Genomic DNA, 18,607 nt, shown 5'->3' on the forward strand with positions numbered 1-18,607 from the left:
CCGCTCGGCGGAACCTCCGACCGGACGCACCCGCCGGAACCGCGCGCCGGTGCGCGTCGTTGGTCGGGGAGTGAGCCGTACCCGGCCACGACCCCGGCGCGAGCGCACCGCTCGGCGCCCCCACCCCCGGAGGACGACCCATGGGATTCCTGGACCGGCTCCTCGGCCGCGAGCCGCGAGACCACGGCGGCGCGCCGCAGCACACGGGCCCCTACGGCGCCCAGCCCCCGACGCAGCCCGCGAACCCCTACCCGACGCAGTACCCGGCCCAGCAGCCCGCGTACGGCAGCGCCCCGCAGGACGCCCGGCCCGCGGCCGGGCAGCGCACGCCCGACCAGGTGGCGATCGACCGCTACCGCTACCTGCTGCGCACCGCCCCGCCGGACGCCGTCGAGCAGGCGCACGCCGAGGCCTTCGCGCGGCTCACGCCGGAGCAGCGCCGGCAGGTGCTCGCCGAGCTCGGCGAGCAGGTCCCGGCGGGCGAGCGGGCGACGTCGGACGCCCCGCAGGACCTCGCCCGCATGGCGACGCGGGCCGAGATGCGGCAGCCCGGGACGCTGGAGCGCACCTTCGCGGGCCGGGGCCAGGCGGGCCCCGGGTTCGGCGCGATGGTCGGGTCGAGCCTGCTGGGCACGATCGCGGGCGTCGTCATCGGGTCCGCGGTCGCGAACGCCCTGTTCGGGCCCGCGTTCGCCGACCCGAGCCAGCCCGTGGCCGAGGACGCGGCTGCCGAGGACCCGGGCGCGGGCGAGGACCCGGGTGCCGCCGAGGGCGGCGCTGACGGCGGCGCCGTCGAGGCGTCGGGCGGGGACCCCGCGGGCGGTGCCGACGGCGGTTTCGACGGCGGCGGCTTCGACGACTTCGGCGGCTTCGGCGAGTTCTGAGGCTGCCCGCCCTCGGCGTCGCCCGACCTCGCCCCGCGTTGAGTGCATGAAACAGTCGCCCTCGAATCGGTTCGGGCGCGACTGTTTCATGCACTCAACGTCTGGCCCGTCGCGTCGCGTCGCCCGGAACGCACGAGTGCCCCCGACCGGAGGGTCGGGGGCACTCGAGGAACGATCGATCGGTGCGGCGAGACGCTACCGAGGAGATCGGGTCAGACGGGGCGGATGTTCTCCGCCTGCGGGCCCTTCGGGCCCTGCGTCACGTCGAACTCGACGCGCTGGTTCTCCTCCAGCGTGCGGAAGCCCTGCGACTGGATCGCGGAGTAGTGCGCGAACACGTCGGCCGAGCCGTCCTCGGGGGCGATGAAGCCGTAGCCCTTCTCGCTGTTGAACCACTTCACGGTTCCGGTAGCCATTGTTACTCCTTCAAGAGTGTGGAAACACCCCCCGCGGGCGCAGGGGAGTACATCACGGTGTTCGTCGTCAACTCTTGGGTAACAAGGTCCGCCGGGCACCCGCCGGGTGGCGGTCACGTCGACGCGAGGACAAGCGAGGCACTGCAATCTCGGAGACAACCGTACATGGTAGGCCCCCTCTTGGCCATGGGTTGCCGCGAGCTGTTGTGCCGACCCCCGCGGCATCCGCGGTGGCAGGTGCAGGGAGCGCGCGTGGAGGCGCCCGGGAGGTCCCCGGGCACTCCCCGTGAGGTGCCCGGAGAGCGTCGCCGGGGAGCGCGTCGAGGGCTCAGAACGGGACGTTCGTACCGTTCACGGAACGAAACGAGACCCTTGCGTTACGAGTCGGTAACAACTCCCTGCGTCCCACGAAACCCGATCCGCCTACGTTCGCGTCACCCAGGAACGCGGAGGCGCCCCCTCCCGCGGATTCGTGGGTCCGGAGCCCTCCGAGATGCCGCGGAGGGCTCCGGACGGCGCGACCGCGGGGAGGTTTCGTCCCCGGGTGACCTGTGTCACTATTCAGCACGCAATTCAGTGTTGAATTCAGCGATCGACCGCGGAGAGAGGCGGCTTGGCTGCCTCCGCGGGGATCAGGACCACGGAGGTTGGCATGCATCGCACAGCACGACGGGCGAGCGGGGGTGCCGCCCTGCTCCTCGCGGCCACCCTCGTCCTCACCGCCTGCGGTCCCCAGTCCCAGGGCGGCGGCGACGACGAGACGACCGGGACGTCGACCGAGACCGACGACGGCGGCGGCTCGGCCGACCTGAGCATCGTCCCGTCGGTCCAGATCGACATCGACGGCGCCGAGGTCGAGGCGACCGCGGCCGGCAACCCGGTCGACCCCGCCGGTGACGGCAGCGCCGAGTGCGCCGAGGGCACCTCGATCGCGGTGGCCGGAGCTCTCACGGGCCCGAACGCCGCGCTCGGCCTCAACATCCAGTACGGCGCCCAGGTCGCGGTGGACGCGTTCAACGAGGCGAACCCGGGCTGCCAGGTCACGCTCAAGCCGTTCGACACCGAGGGCGACCCGCAGAAGGCGACCCAGGTCGCGCCGCAGATCGTCGGCGACGCGAGCGTGCTCGGTCTGCTCGGCCCCGCGTTCTCGGGCGAGACGGCCGCCACGGGCGACGTGTTCAACCAGGCGGGCCTGCTGTCGCTCACGGCGTCGGCGACCAACCCCGACCTCACGAAGAACGGCTGGACGAACTTCTTCCGCGGTCTCGCGAACGACGCCGTCCAGGGCCCGTCGGTCGCGAAGTACCTCGTCAACACGAAGGACTTCGGCAGCGTCTGCGTCGTCTCCGACAACTCGGACTACGGCATCGGCCTCGCCCAGCAGATCACCGAGGGCCTGGGCGACGCCGCGAACGAGGACTGCGCCGCTGAGGTGAAGACCGGCGACAAGGACTTCTCGGCCGCCGTCCAGATCATCTCCGGTGCCGACGCGGACGCCGTCTTCTACGCCGGCTACTACGCGGAGGCCGCGCCGTTCGTGCAGGGTCTGCGCGACGGCGGCGTCGACATCCCGTTCGTCTCGGCGGACGGCACGAACGACCCGCAGTTCGTCTCGCAGGCGGGTGCCGCGTCGAAGGGCGCGATCCTCTCCTGCCCGTGCGGCCCGGCCCCGGAGGACTTCGCGGCCACCTACGAGGAGACGAACGGCCAGGCGCCGGGCGTGTACTCGGTCGAGGGCTACGACCTCGCGACGATCATGCTCACGGGCATCGCCTCGGGCGTGACCGACCGTGCGGGCCTGATCGACTACGTGGCGAACTACTCCGGTGAGGGCCTGGCCCGCGCCTACGAGTGGGACGACACGGGCGAGCTCGCCTCGGCGCTCATCTGGATCTACGAGGTCCAGTAGTCCGACGACGACGGGCGCCCCGCCCCGACGTCCCCGCCCCGCGCGGGGACCGGTCGGCGGGGCGCCCGTCGTGGACCACGACCTCGTACCCCAGAGAACGAACCAGGGAGCGTCATGCCCGCTCTTGCTGACGCGCTGATGCACAGCGCGACCGCCGGCCCCCTCGTCCACCAGTCCCTCATCGACTTCAACATCGCGGGCCTCGCCCGGAACTTCTGGGGCCTCACCATCGAGGGCCTCACCTACGGCGCGATCTACGCGCTCGTCGCCGTCGGCTACACGCTCGTCTACGGCGTGCTGCGGCTCATCAACTTCGCCCACTCCGAGGTCTTCATGCTCGGCATGTTCGGGCAGTACGCGACGCTCATGCTGCTCGGCTTCTACCCGAGCGGGAACGCGTACGACAAGGGCATCGCCCTGACGGTGCTCTACCTCGGCATCGCGATGCTCGGCGGGATGCTCGTCGCGGGCGGTGCCGCCGTCGGGCTGGAACGCGTGGCGTACCGGCCGCTGCGACGGCGCGGCGCACCGGCGCTCGTCTTCCTCATCACCGCGATCGGGATGTCGTTCATCATCCAGGAGTTCGTGCACTTCGTGCTGCCGAAGCTCACGGGCGGCACGCTCGGCGGCGTCAACGCGCAGCAGCCGATCCGGCTCGTCCAGCCCGAGGTGCAGTTCACGATCGGCGGCGCGCCGGTCACGAACATCACGCTCGTCATCATCCTGTCGGCGCTGGTCCTCGCGCTCGCGACGGACATGTTCATCAACCGGACGAAGTTCGGCCGCGGCATCCGCGCCGTCGCGCAGGACCCGGTGACCGCGACCCTCATGGGCGTCTCGCGCGAGCGCGTCATCATGCTGACGTTCCTCATCGGCGGCATCCTCGCCGGCGCGGCCGCGCTGCTCTACACGCTGCGCGTGCCCAACGGGATCATCTACTCCGGCGGCTTCATCCTCGGCATCAAGGCGTTCTGCGCCGCGGTGCTCGGCGGCATCGGCAACCTGCGCGGCGCGCTGCTCGGTGGCCTGCTGCTCGGCGTCATGGAGAACTACGGCCAGGTCGTGTTCGGCACGGAGTGGCGCGACGTGGTCGCGTTCGCGCTCCTCATCATCGTCCTGATGTTCCGCCCGACGGGCATCCTCGGGGAGTCGCTGGGGAGGGCCCGCGCATGAGCACCTCGACACCTGCACCCGCCCCCGCGCCCGACGGCGGTCGCCCCACCGCGATGCCGCCCGCCGGCCGCGTCGCGACGAAGGACCGGCCGCACAGCGGAGTCGGCGACCGGCTGCGCCTGTGGTGGGACGCCCAGGCCCGGCCCACGCAGTGGGCGATCGGCGTGCCGTTCCTCCTCTTCCTGGCGCTCGTGCCGATCCTCAACATCCCGGTGCTCACCACGGTGGGCACCAACTTCGGCGGGGTGATGGCGCAGTTCGGCATGATCGCGCTCATCGCCATCGGCCTCAACGTCGTGGTGGGCCAGGCGGGCCTCCTCGACCTCGGCTACGTCGGCTTCTACGCCATCGGCGCGTACACGGTCGCGATCCTCACGAGCCCCGACAGCCCGTGGAACCAGACCGACGAGTGGCTGTCGAAGGACTGGGCGTGGCTCGCGGCGCTCCCGATCGCGGTCGCGATCACGTCGTTGTCCGGGCTGATCCTCGGCTCGCCGACGCTGCGCCTGCGCGGCGACTACCTCGCCATCGTCACGCTCGGCTTCGGCGAGATCGTCCGCCTCCTCGCGGACAACCTCGACGAGCTAACGGGCGGCGGCCAGGGCCTGCGCGGCGTCGCCTACCCCCGGGTGGGCGTCACGGAGGAGCTGCCCAACGGCGTCTTCTCCGCGGGGAACGCCGCGGGCACGCTCAACTCGGGCGTGTGGTGGTACTGGCTGAGCCTCGTGTTCATCGTCATCTCGCTGCTGCTCGTGGGGAACCTGGAGCGCTCGCGCGTTGGGCGCGCCTGGGTCGCGATCCGCGAGGACGAGGACGCGGCCGAGATCATGGGCGTCCCCACGTTCCGCTTCAAGCTGTGGGCGTTCGTCATCGGGGCGTCGATCGGTGGTGTCGCGGGCGCGCTCTACGCCGGGCAGGTCCAGTTCGTCATCCCGACGAACTTCAACGTCATCAACTCCGTGCTCTTCCTGTGCGCCGTCGTGCTCGGCGGCCAGGGGAACAAGCTCGGGGTGATCCTCGGCGCGTTCATCATCGTGTACCTGCCGAACTTCTTCCTCGGCCGCACGGAGCTGTTCGGCATCCCGATCAACGGCAACGAGATCGCGAGCTACCGGTACCTGTTCTTCGGGATCGCGCTGGTCGTGCTCATGATCTTCCGTCCGCAAGGGCTCCTCCCCGTCCGGCAGAAGCTCCTCGCCTACGGGCGCGAGCTCTACGTCGCCGCGCGACGCGCGGCGCAGGCCGCGACGCGGAGCGGGTCCGACGACGGCGCCCGCCCGGGCTCCCCGGCGGTCGCCACGGCGTCGGGCGGCTCCCGCGCGACGCGCGCGACGGGCACGACGACCGGGACCGGCGCAGACGGCACCACGACCGGGGAGGAGACCCGATGAGCACCCACGACCCCGGCGGCATCGGCGCGGGCGGCGAGCACGGCGACGAGCACCTCGCGTCGTCGGGCCGCGCCGACTCCTCGCGTGCCGACCTGTACATGCCCGGAGCCGTCCTCGAGGAGCCGGCGGTCGTCGACGTCGCGGACGTGCGCCCCGAGCTCGCGAACCCCGAGCTCGTCGACGCGATGGTCGCACCGGACCGCACGGTCCACGCCCGCGTCGGCGAGCCGCTGCTCCAGATGCAGAACGTCACGGTCCAGTTCGGCGGCCTCGTCGCGCTCGACGACGTGACGTTCGACATCCGGCGCGGTGAGATCCTCGGGCTCATCGGCCCGAACGGCGCGGGCAAGACGACCGCGTTCAACGCGATGACGGGCGTCTACCGGCCCACCCAGGGGCAGGTCGTCTTCGACGGCTCCCCGGTGGGCAAGCTCAAGCGCTACCGGATCACGCAGCGCGGCATCGCCCGCACGTTCCAGAACATCCGCCTGTTCAACGAGATGACGGCGCTGGAGAACGTCGTCGTCGGGTCGGACGCGCGGCACCGCACGTCGGTCCCCGGGGCGCTGCTGCGCACGCCGCGGCACCGGCGCGAGGAGCGGGACGCGATCGACCGGGCGCTCGCGCTGCTCGAGTTCGTGGGCGTCGGCGGGCGGGCGACGGAGAAGGCGCGCAACCTCTCGTACGGCGACCAGCGCCGGCTCGAGATCGCGCGGGCCCTGGCGACCGAGCCGAAGCTGCTGTGCCTCGACGAGCCGGCGGCCGGCTTCAACCCGGCGGAGAAGGAGTCCCTCATGGACCTCATCCGCCACATCCGCGACGACGGCTACACCGTGCTGCTCATCGAGCACGACATGCGCCTCGTGCGCGGGGTGACCGACCGGATCGTCGTGCTCGAGTTCGGGCGCGTCATCGCGGACGGCACGCCCGACGAGGTCACGAACGACCCCAAGGTCGTCGCGGCCTACCTCGGCGTGCCCGACGAGGAGCTGGCCGGCCCGGACGGCGTCGGGCCCGCGGCCCCCACCACCGAAGGAGGCAGCGGCCATGCCCCTGCTTGAGCTGCAGGACATGACGGTCGCCTACGGGCGCATCGAGGCCGTGCGCGGCATCTCGATCACCGTCGAGGAGGGCGAGCTCGTCACCCTCATCGGGGCCAACGGCGCCGGGAAGACCACGACGATGCGCGCCATCTCGGGCATCCGCCCGGTAGCGCGGGGCAAGGTGCTGTTCGACGGCAAGGACATCACGAAGATGAAGGCGCACCTGCGCGTGCTCGAGGGCATCGTGCAGGCGCCCGAGGGCCGCGGCATCTTCCCCGGCATGACGGTCGTCGAGAACCTGGAGATGGGCGCCTACGCGCGCACGTTCGCGTCGAAGGCCGAGCACGACGAGACGGTCGAGCGCGTCTTCGACCTGTTCCCGCGGCTCGCGGAGCGCAAGGAGCAGGTGGGCGGCACCATGTCGGGCGGCGAGCAGCAGATGCTCGCGATCGGGCGCGCGCTCATGGCCCGGCCGCGGCTGCTGCTCCTCGACGAGCCGTCGATGGGGCTCGCGCCCATGGTCATCCAGCAGATCTTCCGCATCGTGTCGGAGATCAACGCGCAGGGGACGACGGTGCTGCTCGTCGAGCAGAACGCGCAGCAGGCGCTGTCGCGCTCGCACCGCGCCTATGTGCTCGAGACGGGCGAGGTCGTGCGCAGCGGCGGCGGGCGCGAGCTGCTCGCGGACTCGAGCATCAAGGAGGCGTACCTCGGCGTCGCGTGACGGGCACGCCGTCCTCGGCCGGACGCGCCGCCGGGCGCGTCCGGCCGGGTCGGGCATGGCCGGGGGCGGTCCGCCGTCGGGCGCGCTGGCCTAGGCTGGCCGCGTGCCGCTCCGACGACGTGACGCCCGGGACCGACTGACCTTCGAGCTGGTCGAGTCCGAGGACGTCGACGCGGACGACGACGCCCTCGGCGGTCCGGGCCCGGTCTCGCCGGGCGGGCCGCGCGGCGTGCCGTCCGGCGCGACGGGGGGCACGACCTGGACGCCGGGCGTGACGGCGGGCGTCCGTGCCGCCCTCGGGGCGACGGACGGTCCCGCGGGACCCGACGGCCCGCCCAGGCGTGCGTCGGTCGACGACGACCCGGCCGAGGACGACCCGGCAGAGAGCGACCCGGCGGAGAGCGACCCGGCCGAAGGCGGACCGCCCCGGCGGGGACGGCCTGCGGCGGTCGTCGCGGGGGTCGCGGCGGGGGTCGCGCTCGTGCTGGGCGGCATGCTCACGGTCGACGCGTGGCAGGGCCGGGCCGACGTGGAGCGGCTGCGGGCCGCGCCCGGCGGCCTGGAGCCGCTGCCCGACGCGCCCGTCGAGCGCTGGACGGCTGACGTCGAGGTCTCGGGCGGGCTCGCGCTCCTGCCCGGGGCGGTCGTGACGGTCGAGGACGGGACCGCCGTCGCCCGCTCGCTCGACGACGGGGCGGAGCGCTGGCGCGTCGACGTCGGCGCCCACGCGTCGTGCGGCGGCCAGCTGCTGTGGTCGCTGCCCTTCGGTGAGCCCGCCTCGACGCTCGTGTGCGTGGCGCCGTCGTCGGACGCCGTCGGACTCGGGGGCGTGACCGACCTGCAGCTCGACCCCGAGACCGGCCGCGTCCTCGCGTCGGACTGGGCGGTCACGGTGCTCGCCGCGGACGGCGAGGTGCTCGGGCGCCGCGACACGACGTCCGCCGGCGGCGCGCCGATCCCCGGGACCGACGGCACGCTCCTCCGGGCCCAGCGCGTCGGCGAGGTCCCCGCGGGCGACGGCGCCGTCGTCGAGCAGGACGTGGCCACCGGGGAGGTCGCCGACCTCCCCCTGGGGCGCCCCGCCGTCGTCCGCGTCGAGGACGCGCTCACGGGCGACACGCGCTGGGAGGCCGACGTGCCGTTCGTCGAAGGGTCAGGACAGTGCGTCGGCTGGACCGAGGCGGACGGGACGGAGACGATCCGGGCGGAGCTCGAGAACCTGTGGGCGGCGACCGAGACGCACCTCGTTCGTGTCGAGGGCTGCGGCGTCACGGCGTGGTTCACGCCGGGCGGCGAGCGCCTCGACGACCAGGAGAACCCGCTGGACGGAGTCGTCGCGCTCGCGGACGGCACGTACTACCGCGACCCGTCGGGGTATGCCTCCACCTGGGGCTCGGCGGCGACCGCACCGCGCGACGCGGCGCGCGCCGTCCTTGCGGCGGACGGCGCCGTGCGCTGGGAGCCGCCCGGCCCGATCCTCGTGCCGCGCTCGAGCGACGGCTCGGACGCGCCGCTCCTCACCCGGTCCGAGGGGGAGCTCGTCGCGTTCGACGGTGACGGCAGCGAGCTGTGGCGCTCGTCGGAGGTGGTGGCGCCCGAGGCGGTGCTCGTCGCCACGCACGACACGGTCGTCGTGTCCGGGGGTTCCAGCACGGGCTGGATGACCGGGCTCGACGCGACCACGGGGACGGTGCGCTGGTCCCTCGACCGCGAGACGGTCGAGGCCGCGGCCGGCGGGAGCGTCAGCTGGATGGACACCGCCTACACGGACGGGCGGCGCGCGATCCTGCTCGCCTACCAGGACGACGGGCGGACGGACCTTCTCGCGATCGACCTCGCCGACGGTCACGTCGCGTGGTCCGGTGGTGTCGGGCCGGAGGAGGGCTCCTGGCCCGTTCCCCTCCAGGGACGGCTCCTGCGGATCGGGCAGTCGGAGATCGCCCGGCTCGGTTGACGACCGGCCTACGCTGAGGGGGTGCCGCTCCGACGGGGAGACGGCGGCGACGGCCGCCGGACGTTCGAGCTCGTCGACACGGCCGGGGTCGACGACGACCTCGACCTCCTCGACGCGCCGAACCCGGTGCTGCTCGGCGGACCGCACGCCGTGCCGCGCGGCACGACCTTTCCACTGCCTCCCGGAGCGCCCGGAGCGCCCGGAGCGCCCGGAGCGCCCGGAGCGCCCGGAGCGCCCGGTGCGCCTGGTGCGCCCGGTCCTGGACCACGGTCGGCCGGGGCACCCCCTGAGGTGCCGAAGACGCCGCCTGGTCCCGGCCGCCGTCGGGCCGTGGCCGCCGCGGTCGCGACCGGGGTGGCCGTGCTCGTCGTCGGCGGGATGCTCGTCGTCGACGCCGCGACGAGCCGGGACGCGCAGGAGCGGCTGGAGACGGCGCGCGGCGCGGTCCGCGCGCTCGACACCGCCCCGACGGAGCAGTGGCGCGCCCCCGCCGCGGCGGACCGCGGGACGGCCTTCCTCCCGGGACTGCTCGTCACCGTGGACGGCGACGAGGCGGTGGCGCTCGACCTCGACACGGGGGCCGAGGCGTGGCGCGTGCCGGCCGGCGGCGACGAGGCCGTGTGCGGGTCGTGGAGCCCGTGGGAGCGGTCGGCCGTGCCGTCGCGCACGGTGGTGTGCGTCGCCGGGTCGGGGGTCGCGCCGTCCTGGGACGACGTCAGCCCGCCGTCCCGGCCGGGGGAGGGCACGGCGACCGTGACGGTGCTCGACGCCCGCGGGCGGGTCGTCGGGCAGCGGCAGGCGGAGACCGCGGGGGCGCTGCTCGTCCCCGGCCCGGACGGCGGCCTCGTGCGGGCCGAGCGCGTGGGCGAGCCGGGCGCGCCGAGCGGTGCCCCCGTCGCCGTCGACCCCGGCGCGGGCGAGTCCGTCGACGGCGTCGCGGGGCGGGACGTCGTCGTGACGCTCGAGGACGCCGCCACGGGCGCGGTGCGCTGGCGGCGCGAGCTGCCGTTCCAGGACGTCCCGTGGTCGTGCACGTCGTGGCACGCCGAGACCGGCGGGGAGGAGGTCGACCCGGAGCGGCTGCTGCTCGTCGCGACGGAGACCCTGGTCGACGTGGGCGGGTGCGGCGTCGCGGCGTCGTTCCTGCCGGACGGCGAGCGCCTCGACGACCCGGACGTCCCGACCGACGGCGCGGTCCCGCTCGCGGGCGGGCGGTTCCTCGTCGACGCGCACCGGCAGGGGTCGGACGGCGCGCTGCGCGCCGACCGCGTGCTCGACCCGGACGGGACGCCGCTCCTCGACGTGCCGGGCGAGGTCCTGGACCCGCAGGCGACCGACGACCCCGCTCCGGGCGTGCTCCTCGTGCGCGACGGCATCGCTCTGCGTGCCTACGACGAGCAGGGCGCGCGCCTGTGGACGTTCGACGGCGCCCGCGTGCCCGAGGCCGTGTACGTCGTCGCGGAGGGCACGGCCGTCGTCGGGACGGCGAGCACGGTCCTGGGGCTGGACGCGCTGTCGGGCGAGCAGACGTGGTCGCGGTTCGTCGACGACCTCGCGGGCGAGCGCGGCCACGGCGCCGTGGTGACGCAGGCGTTCACCGACGGGCGCTGCGCCTTCCTCGTGCTCGTCGACCCCGCGACGGGGGCGAGCTCGCGCGTCGTGGCGCTCGAGCTGTCGTCGGGGTCGGTCGTCTGGTCGGAGGACCTCGACGGCGGCTGGGGCGGGCTCCTCCCGGTGCAGGGCCGGCTCCTGCGCTGGGACGGGCAGACGGTCGCCCTCCTGGGCTGAGGTGCACGGACGCTCACGCGCTGATGTCGTCGGGTCCCGGCACTACCCTGGCGAGATGCCCGACGACCTCACGCAGCCCGCCACGCCGTCTTCTCCCGAGCCCGAGGTGGCCGAGGCGCCCGAGACTCCGCAGGCGCCCGTCGCCCTCCGTCGTCCCGCGCCGCGCACGCACCACGGCGAGACGGTCGACGACGACTACGAGTGGCTGCGGGACAAGGAGTCGCCCGAGGTCGTCGCGCACCTCGAGGCTGAGAACGCGTACACCGAGGCGCGCCTCGCGCACCTCGAGCCGCTGCGCGAGCGGATCTTCGAGGAGATCAAGGCCCGCACGCTCGAGACGGACCTGTCCGTCCCGGTGCGCCAGGGCGCGCACTGGTACTACGCGCGCACGGTCGAGGGGTCGCAGTACCCGATCCGGGCCCGCGCCCCGATCGACGCGAGCCTCGGCAGCGACGCGCCGTCGGCCTGGGTGCCGCCCGTGCTGGAGCCGGGCGTGCCCGTGCCGGGCGAGCAGGTGCTCCTCGACGACAACGTCGAGGCCGAGGGCCACGAGTTCTTCTCGCTCGGGTCGTTCGACGTCTCGGCCGACGGGACGCGGCTCGCATACGCGGTCGACGTCGTGGGCGACGAGCGCTACACGCTGCGGGTCCGCGACCTGGAGTCCGGCACCGACCTCGTGGACGAGGTCCCGGGGACGTTCCCGGGCGCCGTCTTCTCCCCGGACGGGCGGTACGTGTTCTACCCGACGGTCGACGACGCGTGGCGGCCCTGGCGCGTGTGGCGCCACGAGGTGGGCACGCCCGCGACGCAGGACGTCGTCGTCTTCGAGGAGCCCGACGAGCGGTTCTGGGTCGGGGTGGGCGTCTCGCGCTCGCAGCGGTTCGTGCAGATCGACGTGGGCTCGAAGATCACGTCCGAGACGTGGCTGATCGACGCCGACGACCCGACGGGCGAGGCGCGCGTGGTCTGGCCGCGCCGCGAGGGCGTCGAGTACACGGTCGAGCACGCCGTCCTGCCGAGCACGTGGTTCCCGACCGCCGAGCACGCGGTCGGCGACCGTCCTGACGAGAATCCGGTCGCCGACCCCGTGCTCGGCGGGGCGGGGGAGGGGCGGGACGTGCTGCTCGTCCTGCACAACGACGGCGCGGAGAACTTCGAGCTCGTCGTCACCGGTGTCGCCGACGTCTCGGCCGGGCCGGGCGGCGCGACCGTCGTCGTGCCGCACGACCCCGCGACCCGGCTCGAGGCCGTGGACGCGTTCGCCGGGCACCTCGTCGTCTCCTACCGGCGCGACGCGCTCTCGCGGGTCGGCGTGATCGACCTCGCGAGCCCGGAGCCGCCGCGGCCCGCGGGCCTGCCGACCCCGATCCGCACAGGAGACACACCGGCGCCCGCGACCGACCTCTGGCACGTGCACGAGGTCGCGTTCGACGAGCCGCTGTACACCGCGGCGCTCGGTGCGAACCCCGAGTGGGACCAGCCGAACGTCCGGCTGAGCTACACGAGCTTCGTCACGCCGTCGACCGTGTACGACCTGCGGGTCGAGACCGACGAGCTCACGCTCCTCAAGCAGCAGCCCGTGCTCGGCGGCTACGACGCCGCGGACTACGTGCAGCGCCGCGAGTGGGCCACGGCCGAGGACGGCACGCAGGTGCCGGTGTCGCTCGTGTGGCGGCGCGACGCCGTCGGGCTGGACGCGACGGGCACGGGCGCCGAGCCGGCACCGCTCCTGCTGTACGGCTACGGGTCGTACGAGATCAGCATCGACCCGGGGTTCTCGATCTCGCGCCTGTCGCTGCTCGACCGCGGGGTCGTGTTCGCCGTCGCGCACGTGCGCGGCGGGGGCGAGATGGGGCGCCGCTGGTACGACGAGGGCAAGACGCTCGCCAAGCGCACCACGTTCACGGACTTCGTCGCGGTCGCGCGGCACCTCGTCGACGCCGGCTGGACGAGCCCGGAGCGGCTCGTCGCGCAGGGCGGCTCGGCGGGCGGGCTGCTCATGGGCGCGGTGACGAACCTCGCTCCCGAGCTCTTCGCGGGCGTGCTCGCGCAGGTGCCGTTCGTCGACGCCCTCACCTCGATCCTCGACCCGGCCCTCCCGCTCACCGTCGTCGAGTGGGACGAGTGGGGCGACCCGCTGCACGATCCCGACGTCTACCGGTACATGCGCACGTACACCCCGTACGAGAACGTGCCCGACGACGCGTCGCACTACCCGCGGATCCTCGCCGTGACGTCGTTCCACGACACGCGCGTGCTGTACGTCGAGCCCGCGAAGTGGGTCGCGCGCCTGCGCGCCGCGGGGGCGCCCGCGCTGCTGAAGATCGAGATGCACGCCGGGCACGGCGGGGTCTCGGGCCGCTACGAGGGCTGGCGCGAGGTCGCGTACGAGGACGCGTGGGTGCTCGACGTGCTCGGGCTGGCCGACCGGTGACGTGCCCACGGGCGTGAGGCCGCAGACGGAGGGGGAGCGATGACCGACGAGACCGTGACGCCCGACCCGCGGACGGCGCGCGACGCGACGCCGCCCGGGAGGGCCGTGCTGCTGCTGCGCCCGGTCGGGTACCTCGCCGTCGGGCTGGTGGGGACGGCCGTCGGGCTCGCCCTCCTCGGCCTGTACCTCGCGCCCGCGGCGTACGGGCTGCTCGCGCCGCCGGTGGACCAGGAGCCCTGGGCCGGGCTCGTCGCGTCGCCCGGCGCCGAGCTCGGGCGGCTGGCGGTCGTCGCGCCGGTCGCCGTGGCGCTCGCCGGTCCGGTCGCGTGGTACCTGTCGTGCGCCGTGTGGCCGCTCGCCGCGCTGGCGTTCGTGCACGCCGGGCGGGCGCTGCGGCCGTCGTCCCGGGACGACCGGCTGTCGTTCACGAGCCGGGTCGCGCCGGGCACGACGCTCGGGCCGCCCGTGCCCGGGCCGCTCCCCGTGCCCCTCCAGCCGCAGCGGCGCTCGCGGCTCACGGACACCCTCGTGCGCTTCGCCGTCTGCGGCTGGCACCCCGACCGCCGCGAGGCCGGGGCCGCGGTGCCGGCCGGCGTCGCGTGGGTGCTCGCGAGCGCGGGGGCGTCGACGGCGCTGCCGCCCGGCTGGCGGGTCGTGCTCGTCGTGGCCGCGGTCCCGTTCGCGCTGTGGTCCGTGGTCGCGCTGCGGCGCCGGTGGGTCTGGCGGTTCCACCGCGAGCGCGTGCGCGCGGCGCGGCGCGAGCGGTGGCTCGAGCGCCACGCCGACGGGTACGTGATGCGCGACGGCCCGCGCGTCGTCCGGTCGCGCCCGCAGTCGGCCGAGCACCGCGCACGCGTGGAGGCGGAGCGCGCCGCGGCCCGCGCCGAGCAGGACCGCCTCACGAGCCTGACGAGCGACGCCATCGGCGAGCGCCGCGAGGCGGTGCTCCGCGCCCGCCGCGAGCGCGAGCAGCACCAGAACGACGCCCCACGAGGAGACTGACCCCGCGAGGCCGCCGAGCATGGGGTTGTTGCCCGTCCGGCGTCGGGGACGGGCTGCGACCGCATGCTCGACGGCGGGGGGTCAGACGGACTGCGGGCTGCCGCACTCCGCGCAGTAGCGCGCGGCCGCGGCGTTCTGCGTGCCGCACTCGCGGCACGCGGCCACCTGCGCCAGGCGCTCGCCGCACTCGGGGCAGAACTTGCCGCCGTCGACCTTCGCGCCGCACGACGGGCACCGCGTGACGGCGGCCGTCCGCAGGTCCGCGCCGCCGACGAGGTCGGTCGTGCGGAGCTGCTCCTGGACCTGGTACCGGCGGGCCTCGGCCTGGAGCTGGGCGAGCTCCTCCACCTGCTTGGGCGAGCAACGCACGCACTGCCCCACGGCCTCGTTCCAGCAGACCTCGTGGCACATCCAGTCGCCGCACCCGTGGCACTGGCGGAACGCGTCGCGCACCTCGCCGACGGCGGCGTCGAGCGCCTTGTCCTTCGCCGACGAGTTGGTCTGGCGGTCCGCGGCCCACGACCCCGCCGCGTAGGAGAGGTCGGCGACCTTGCCCCCGAAGAACCGTCCCGCCGCCTGGACGAGGCTGCTGCCCTTCGCGACGACGTCCGTCCGGTAGGCGGAGCGGTAGCCGTTGCCGCAGCGCTCGCACCGGAACTCGAACTGGTAGCCCCCGGCGTTCGACAGGTCGCGGACGTTGTCGGTGAAGGCGATGGGCGTGCTCATGGCGGGGACCTCGGTGGGCTCGTGGGGTCGGCGTCCCCGCAGGCCAGGCCCGCGGGAGGGGGGAGTCATGGGGATCCCGTGACCGCTGCGATGCTACCCACCGACCCTCGCCGTCCCGGCGGATCACCCGGGTGAAATCGGGCGGACCGGCGGGCGTGCCGCGGCCGGGGATCAGGGCCGGACGAGGCGGAGCGGGGCGTCGGCGGTGCGGACCGTCACCGTCTGGCCCCACGAGGCGACGAGGCGGTCGTCCTCCACGCCGTCGCCGAACACGACGAGCCGGTCCGAGGCGACGGTGAGCGCGACGTCGGCCCCCTCCTCGACGACGCCCTCGGTGAGCGAGACGCCCGTCGCGGGCGAGGGCCACGCCTCGCGGACGAACCAGCCGAGCCGGTGCTCGGTGCGCCCCGGGGCCCGCCGTCCGCCGCGGTCGTGCGCGAGCGACGCCCACCAGCCGGTCGCGCCCGTGCCCGTCGCGACGAGCACGCCCGACGACGACTGCCGCTCCTCACCTGCGCCGCAGCGCAGCGTGTAGCGCGCGCTCTGGTGGCTGGGGTGACCGACGAAAACCTCGTTGAGCGCGGTGAGGTGCTGGCCGTCGTCGAGGTCGGCGCGGACCATGGTGAGCGCGTCGACGGGCAGGAGCGCCACCCGGTCGGGCGCGCCGCCCGGCGCCTCGGCGTCGGCCCCGAGCCCGCGCAGGAGGGCCGTCGCCGCCGCGACCGGGTGCCGCACGAGCACGCCCGCGTTCACGCCGGGCTCCGGGTCGACGCCGAGGACCGGCTGGCCGTGCAGGTACTTCGCGACGTTCGCGACGAGGCCGTCCTGCCCTACGACCACCACCACGTCCTCGGGCGCGACGAGGAACCGCGACAGGTCCGCGCGCTCGACGTCGGCGCGCGCCCAGCCCGGGGGCAGGGCGGCCACGACGGCGTCGCGCGCGGCCGCGAGGGCGTCGTGCCGCGCCTGCACCTCGGCCAGCGACCGGCCCCGCGACCGGAGGAAGAACTCCGCCTGGCCGCGCGTCCCGTGCCGGTCCAGCAGGTCGTCGAGCTCGGTCCGCCGGTGCACGACGACGGCGCGTCGCCGGAGCATCGTCAGGCCGCCTTCCCGGGCGCCGCGGCGGGCGAGCCGCCGTCGGGGCCGAGCCCGCGCACCAGGGTCGACAGCACCCCGGTGAGCAGGTCGGGCGTGATGGTGAGGTTCTGCACGTCCGGCAGCGACCCGGCGGCCTCGCGCAGCGCGAGCGCGAGGAGCGTGCCCTGCCCGGCGCTCGCGTACACGTCCATGCGGGCCTGCTCGGCGGCGGCCTCGGCCGCGCCGACGACGCGCACCTGCTCCGCCTTCGCGTCGGTCGCGAGCTGGGCGCGCTCGGCGGTCGCGCGGGCGTCGACGAGGGCGGCGGCCGCCTTCTCCTCGGCCTCGCGCCGCGCGTTCGCGCCCTCCTGGGCGACGAGGCGCTCGCGCCGGGTCGCGAGCTCGATCCTGCTCGCGAGCTCGTTCTCCGCGATCGCCCGCTCGCGCTCGACGGCGAGGGCCCGGCGCTCGTAGGTCGCGCGGTCGGCCTCGGCCTGCACGTGCTCGCGCGCGGGCGTCTGGAGCGCGCGCTCGACGTCCTTCTCCGGCCGGACGGCGAGCACCTGGACGCCGATGACGACGATCCCCGTCGTGGTGAGGCGCGGGTCGGTGGTCAGCGCCTCGGTGAGGACGTCGCGCACGCGCGGCACGCCGGTCGTCAGGGCGTCGGCGAGGGGCATCGCGGCGAGCGCGTCGGTGGCCCGGCTCTGCGCGAGGCGCCCGACGATGCTCGTCACCTGGTCGCGCCCCGCGGTGCTCGTCTCGCCGCTGCCCGGGTCGACCGCGAAGTCGAGGCGCTGCGAGACGGTCACCGGGTCGGCGAACCGGTACGTCACGCCGGCCTGCACGGTGACGTCCTGGTGGTCGGCGGTCACGGCGTGGAAGAAGACGGGGAGCTCCTGGTCGTCGACGGGGACCTCGGAGAGGACCGACGTCGTGGGCCGGAACCAGAACGCCTGACCGACGCCCTCGTGGGCGACGCGCCCGCGGCGCAGGTGCACGACGTGCCCGGTGGGGCTCCCGAGGAAGTGCCGCGTCCACGGGTAGGTGCGGATGGTGGCCATGGTCGTCTCCGATCTGTTTTCGTCAACCTGACGATAACGAGCGTAGGCCGGTGCGCGGGTTCTCGTCAACCTGACGCGAATGTGCGACGATGGGCCCATGACCGCACCCGCCGCACCGGCCCCCGACGTCCCGCCCGGCGCGGCCCTGCTGCCCGTCACGGTCGACGTCGTCGCGCTCACCGTGCGCGACGACGCGCTGCACGTGCTCCTCGTCGAGCGCGGCGTCGAGCCGTACCGCGGCGCGCTCGCGCTCCCCGGAGGGTTCGTGCTGCCGGGCGAGCGGCTCGCCCGCGCGGCGCGCCGCGAGCTCGCCGAGGAGACGGGCGTGCGACCGCCCGGGCACCTGGAGCAGCTCCGCACCTACGGCCCGCTCGACCGCGACCCGCGCGGCCCGGTCCTCTCGGTCGCGTACCTCCTGCTCGCGCCCGAGTTCGGCGTCGTGCACGCCGGGTCCGATGCCGGGGGAGCGGCCTGGCACGCCGTCGATCCCCAGCTCGGGGACGGGCCGGGGGCCGGCCTCGCGTTCGACCACGCGCGGATCCTCGCCGACGGCGTCGAGCGGGCCCGTGCGAAGCTCGAGTACTCCGCGCTCGCGACGGCGTTCTGCCCGCCCGAGTTCACCGTCGCCGACCTGCGGCGCGTCTACGAGGCCGTCTGGGGCGTGCGGCTGGACCCGCGGAACTTCTCCCGCAAGGCCACGACGACCGCGGGCTTCCTCGAGGACACGGGCCGCACGACGTCGGGCGGGGCCGGGCGGCCCGCGGCGCTCTACCGGGCCGCGCGCCCGGCGCCGGGCCCGCAGCCGGGCCCCGGTCCCGACGCCGCCGTGGCCGACACTGCCGCGGCCGACACCGCCACGACCGACGCCGCCGCGCCCGACCCCGACGACGCCCCCGCGAGCGTGCCCGCGGTGCTCGACCCGCCCCTCATGCGCCCGCGTCGTTGACGCCTCGGCCGGGCCCGGCATCGGTGCCCCGCACCGACGGCCCACGCCGGGGGAGTTCTCCCCCTCGACAGCGCCG

Annotated in this window: 15 protein-coding genes; 11 read left to right on the forward strand and 4 right to left on the reverse strand. The window is 74.9% G+C overall.

Translation table 11 applies throughout. The features are described 5' to 3' along the window. The first annotated feature begins 140 nt into the window (after positions 1 to 140). The gene (locus tag E1O70_RS01875; protein ID WP_061267900.1) at positions 141 to 884 is read left to right on the forward strand and encodes a hypothetical protein; all 744 of its coding nucleotides are present in this window, start codon (positions 141 to 143) and stop codon (positions 882 to 884) included. Positions 885 to 1,096: 212 nt separating this feature from the next. Here the strand turns inward: E1O70_RS01875 and cspE are convergent, their stop codons facing one another. Continuing rightward, the gene (gene cspE / locus E1O70_RS01880; RefSeq protein ID WP_009861351.1) at positions 1,097 to 1,300 is read right to left on the reverse strand and encodes a transcription antiterminator/RNA stability regulator CspE; all 204 of its coding nucleotides are present in this window, start codon (positions 1,298 to 1,300) and stop codon (positions 1,097 to 1,099) included. Positions 1,301 to 1,952: 652 nt separating this feature from the next. Here cspE and E1O70_RS01885 point away from each other — a divergent pair. The 9 genes from E1O70_RS01885 to E1O70_RS01925 all read left to right on the forward strand — a co-directional run bounded on the left by E1O70_RS01885 (position 1,953) and on the right by E1O70_RS01925 (position 14,718). Continuing rightward, the gene (locus E1O70_RS01885; RefSeq protein WP_031315662.1) at positions 1,953 to 3,209 is read left to right on the forward strand and encodes a branched-chain amino acid ABC transporter substrate-binding protein; all 1,257 of its coding nucleotides are present in this window, start codon (positions 1,953 to 1,955) and stop codon (positions 3,207 to 3,209) included. Positions 3,210 to 3,323: 114 nt separating this feature from the next. Further along, positions 3,324 to 4,382, forward strand: a complete 1,059-nt coding sequence (locus E1O70_RS01890; protein WP_043657230.1) for a branched-chain amino acid ABC transporter permease — start codon at positions 3,324 to 3,326, stop codon at positions 4,380 to 4,382. Continuing rightward, positions 4,379 to 5,773, forward strand: a complete 1,395-nt coding sequence (locus E1O70_RS01895; RefSeq protein ID WP_205688590.1) for a branched-chain amino acid ABC transporter permease — start codon at positions 4,379 to 4,381, stop codon at positions 5,771 to 5,773. The genes E1O70_RS01890 and E1O70_RS01895 overlap by 4 nt, the downstream gene beginning before the upstream one ends. Continuing rightward, positions 5,770 to 6,834, forward strand: a complete 1,065-nt coding sequence (locus tag E1O70_RS01900) for an ABC transporter ATP-binding protein (protein ID WP_021483128.1) — start codon at positions 5,770 to 5,772, stop codon at positions 6,832 to 6,834. The genes E1O70_RS01895 and E1O70_RS01900 overlap by 4 nt, the downstream gene beginning before the upstream one ends. After that, positions 6,821 to 7,540, forward strand: coding sequence for an ABC transporter ATP-binding protein (locus E1O70_RS01905; RefSeq protein ID WP_021483127.1), 720 nt, complete (start codon positions 6,821 to 6,823; stop codon positions 7,538 to 7,540). Before E1O70_RS01900 ends, E1O70_RS01905 begins: the two co-directional genes overlap by 14 nt. Positions 7,541 to 7,643: 103 nt before the next feature. Beyond that, complete coding sequence (locus E1O70_RS01910; RefSeq protein ID WP_061267899.1) at positions 7,644 to 9,494, forward strand: outer membrane protein assembly factor BamB family protein; 1,851 nt, start codon at positions 7,644 to 7,646, stop codon at positions 9,492 to 9,494. Positions 9,495 to 9,824: 330 nt separating this feature from the next. Continuing rightward, positions 9,825 to 11,282, forward strand: a complete 1,458-nt coding sequence (locus tag E1O70_RS01915; protein ID WP_061267898.1) for an outer membrane protein assembly factor BamB family protein — start codon at positions 9,825 to 9,827, stop codon at positions 11,280 to 11,282. Positions 11,283 to 11,337: 55 nt separating this feature from the next. Continuing rightward, positions 11,338 to 13,716 (forward strand): S9 family peptidase, encoded by a 2,379-nt coding sequence (locus E1O70_RS01920; RefSeq protein WP_082774492.1) that lies wholly within the window; start codon positions 11,338 to 11,340, stop codon positions 13,714 to 13,716. A 39-nt stretch (positions 13,717 to 13,755) separates the two neighbouring features. After that, complete coding sequence (locus E1O70_RS01925; RefSeq protein ID WP_061267897.1) at positions 13,756 to 14,718, forward strand: hypothetical protein; 963 nt, start codon at positions 13,756 to 13,758, stop codon at positions 14,716 to 14,718. An 81-nt stretch (positions 14,719 to 14,799) separates the two neighbouring features. Here the strand turns inward: E1O70_RS01925 and E1O70_RS01930 are convergent, their stop codons facing one another. The 3 genes from E1O70_RS01930 to E1O70_RS01940 all read right to left on the reverse strand — a co-directional run bounded on the left by E1O70_RS01930 (position 14,800) and on the right by E1O70_RS01940 (position 17,585). After that, on the reverse strand, positions 14,800 to 15,444 hold the full coding sequence (locus E1O70_RS01930) for a zinc ribbon domain-containing protein (protein ID WP_205688591.1): 645 nt from the start codon (positions 15,442 to 15,444) through the stop codon (positions 14,800 to 14,802). Positions 15,445 to 15,615: 171 nt separating this feature from the next. Then, a complete protein-coding gene (locus E1O70_RS01935) occupies positions 15,616 to 16,539 on the reverse strand; it encodes a diacylglycerol kinase catalytic domain-containing protein (protein ID WP_061267896.1) in 924 nt (307 codons plus the stop codon). Between the two features lie 2 nt (positions 16,540 to 16,541). After that, on the reverse strand, positions 16,542 to 17,585 hold the full coding sequence (locus E1O70_RS01940) for an SPFH domain-containing protein (RefSeq protein ID WP_061267895.1): 1,044 nt from the start codon (positions 17,583 to 17,585) through the stop codon (positions 16,542 to 16,544). A 97-nt stretch (positions 17,586 to 17,682) separates the two neighbouring features. Between E1O70_RS01940 and E1O70_RS01945 the strand changes: the two genes are divergently transcribed. Further along, complete coding sequence (locus tag E1O70_RS01945; protein WP_082774491.1) at positions 17,683 to 18,531, forward strand: NUDIX hydrolase; 849 nt, start codon at positions 17,683 to 17,685, stop codon at positions 18,529 to 18,531. Positions 18,532 to 18,607 lie beyond the last annotated feature (76 nt).

It is taken from the genome of Cellulosimicrobium funkei, from assembly GCF_004519295.1.
Taxonomy (GTDB): Bacteria; Actinomycetota; Actinomycetes; order Actinomycetales; family Cellulomonadaceae; genus Cellulosimicrobium; species Cellulosimicrobium funkei.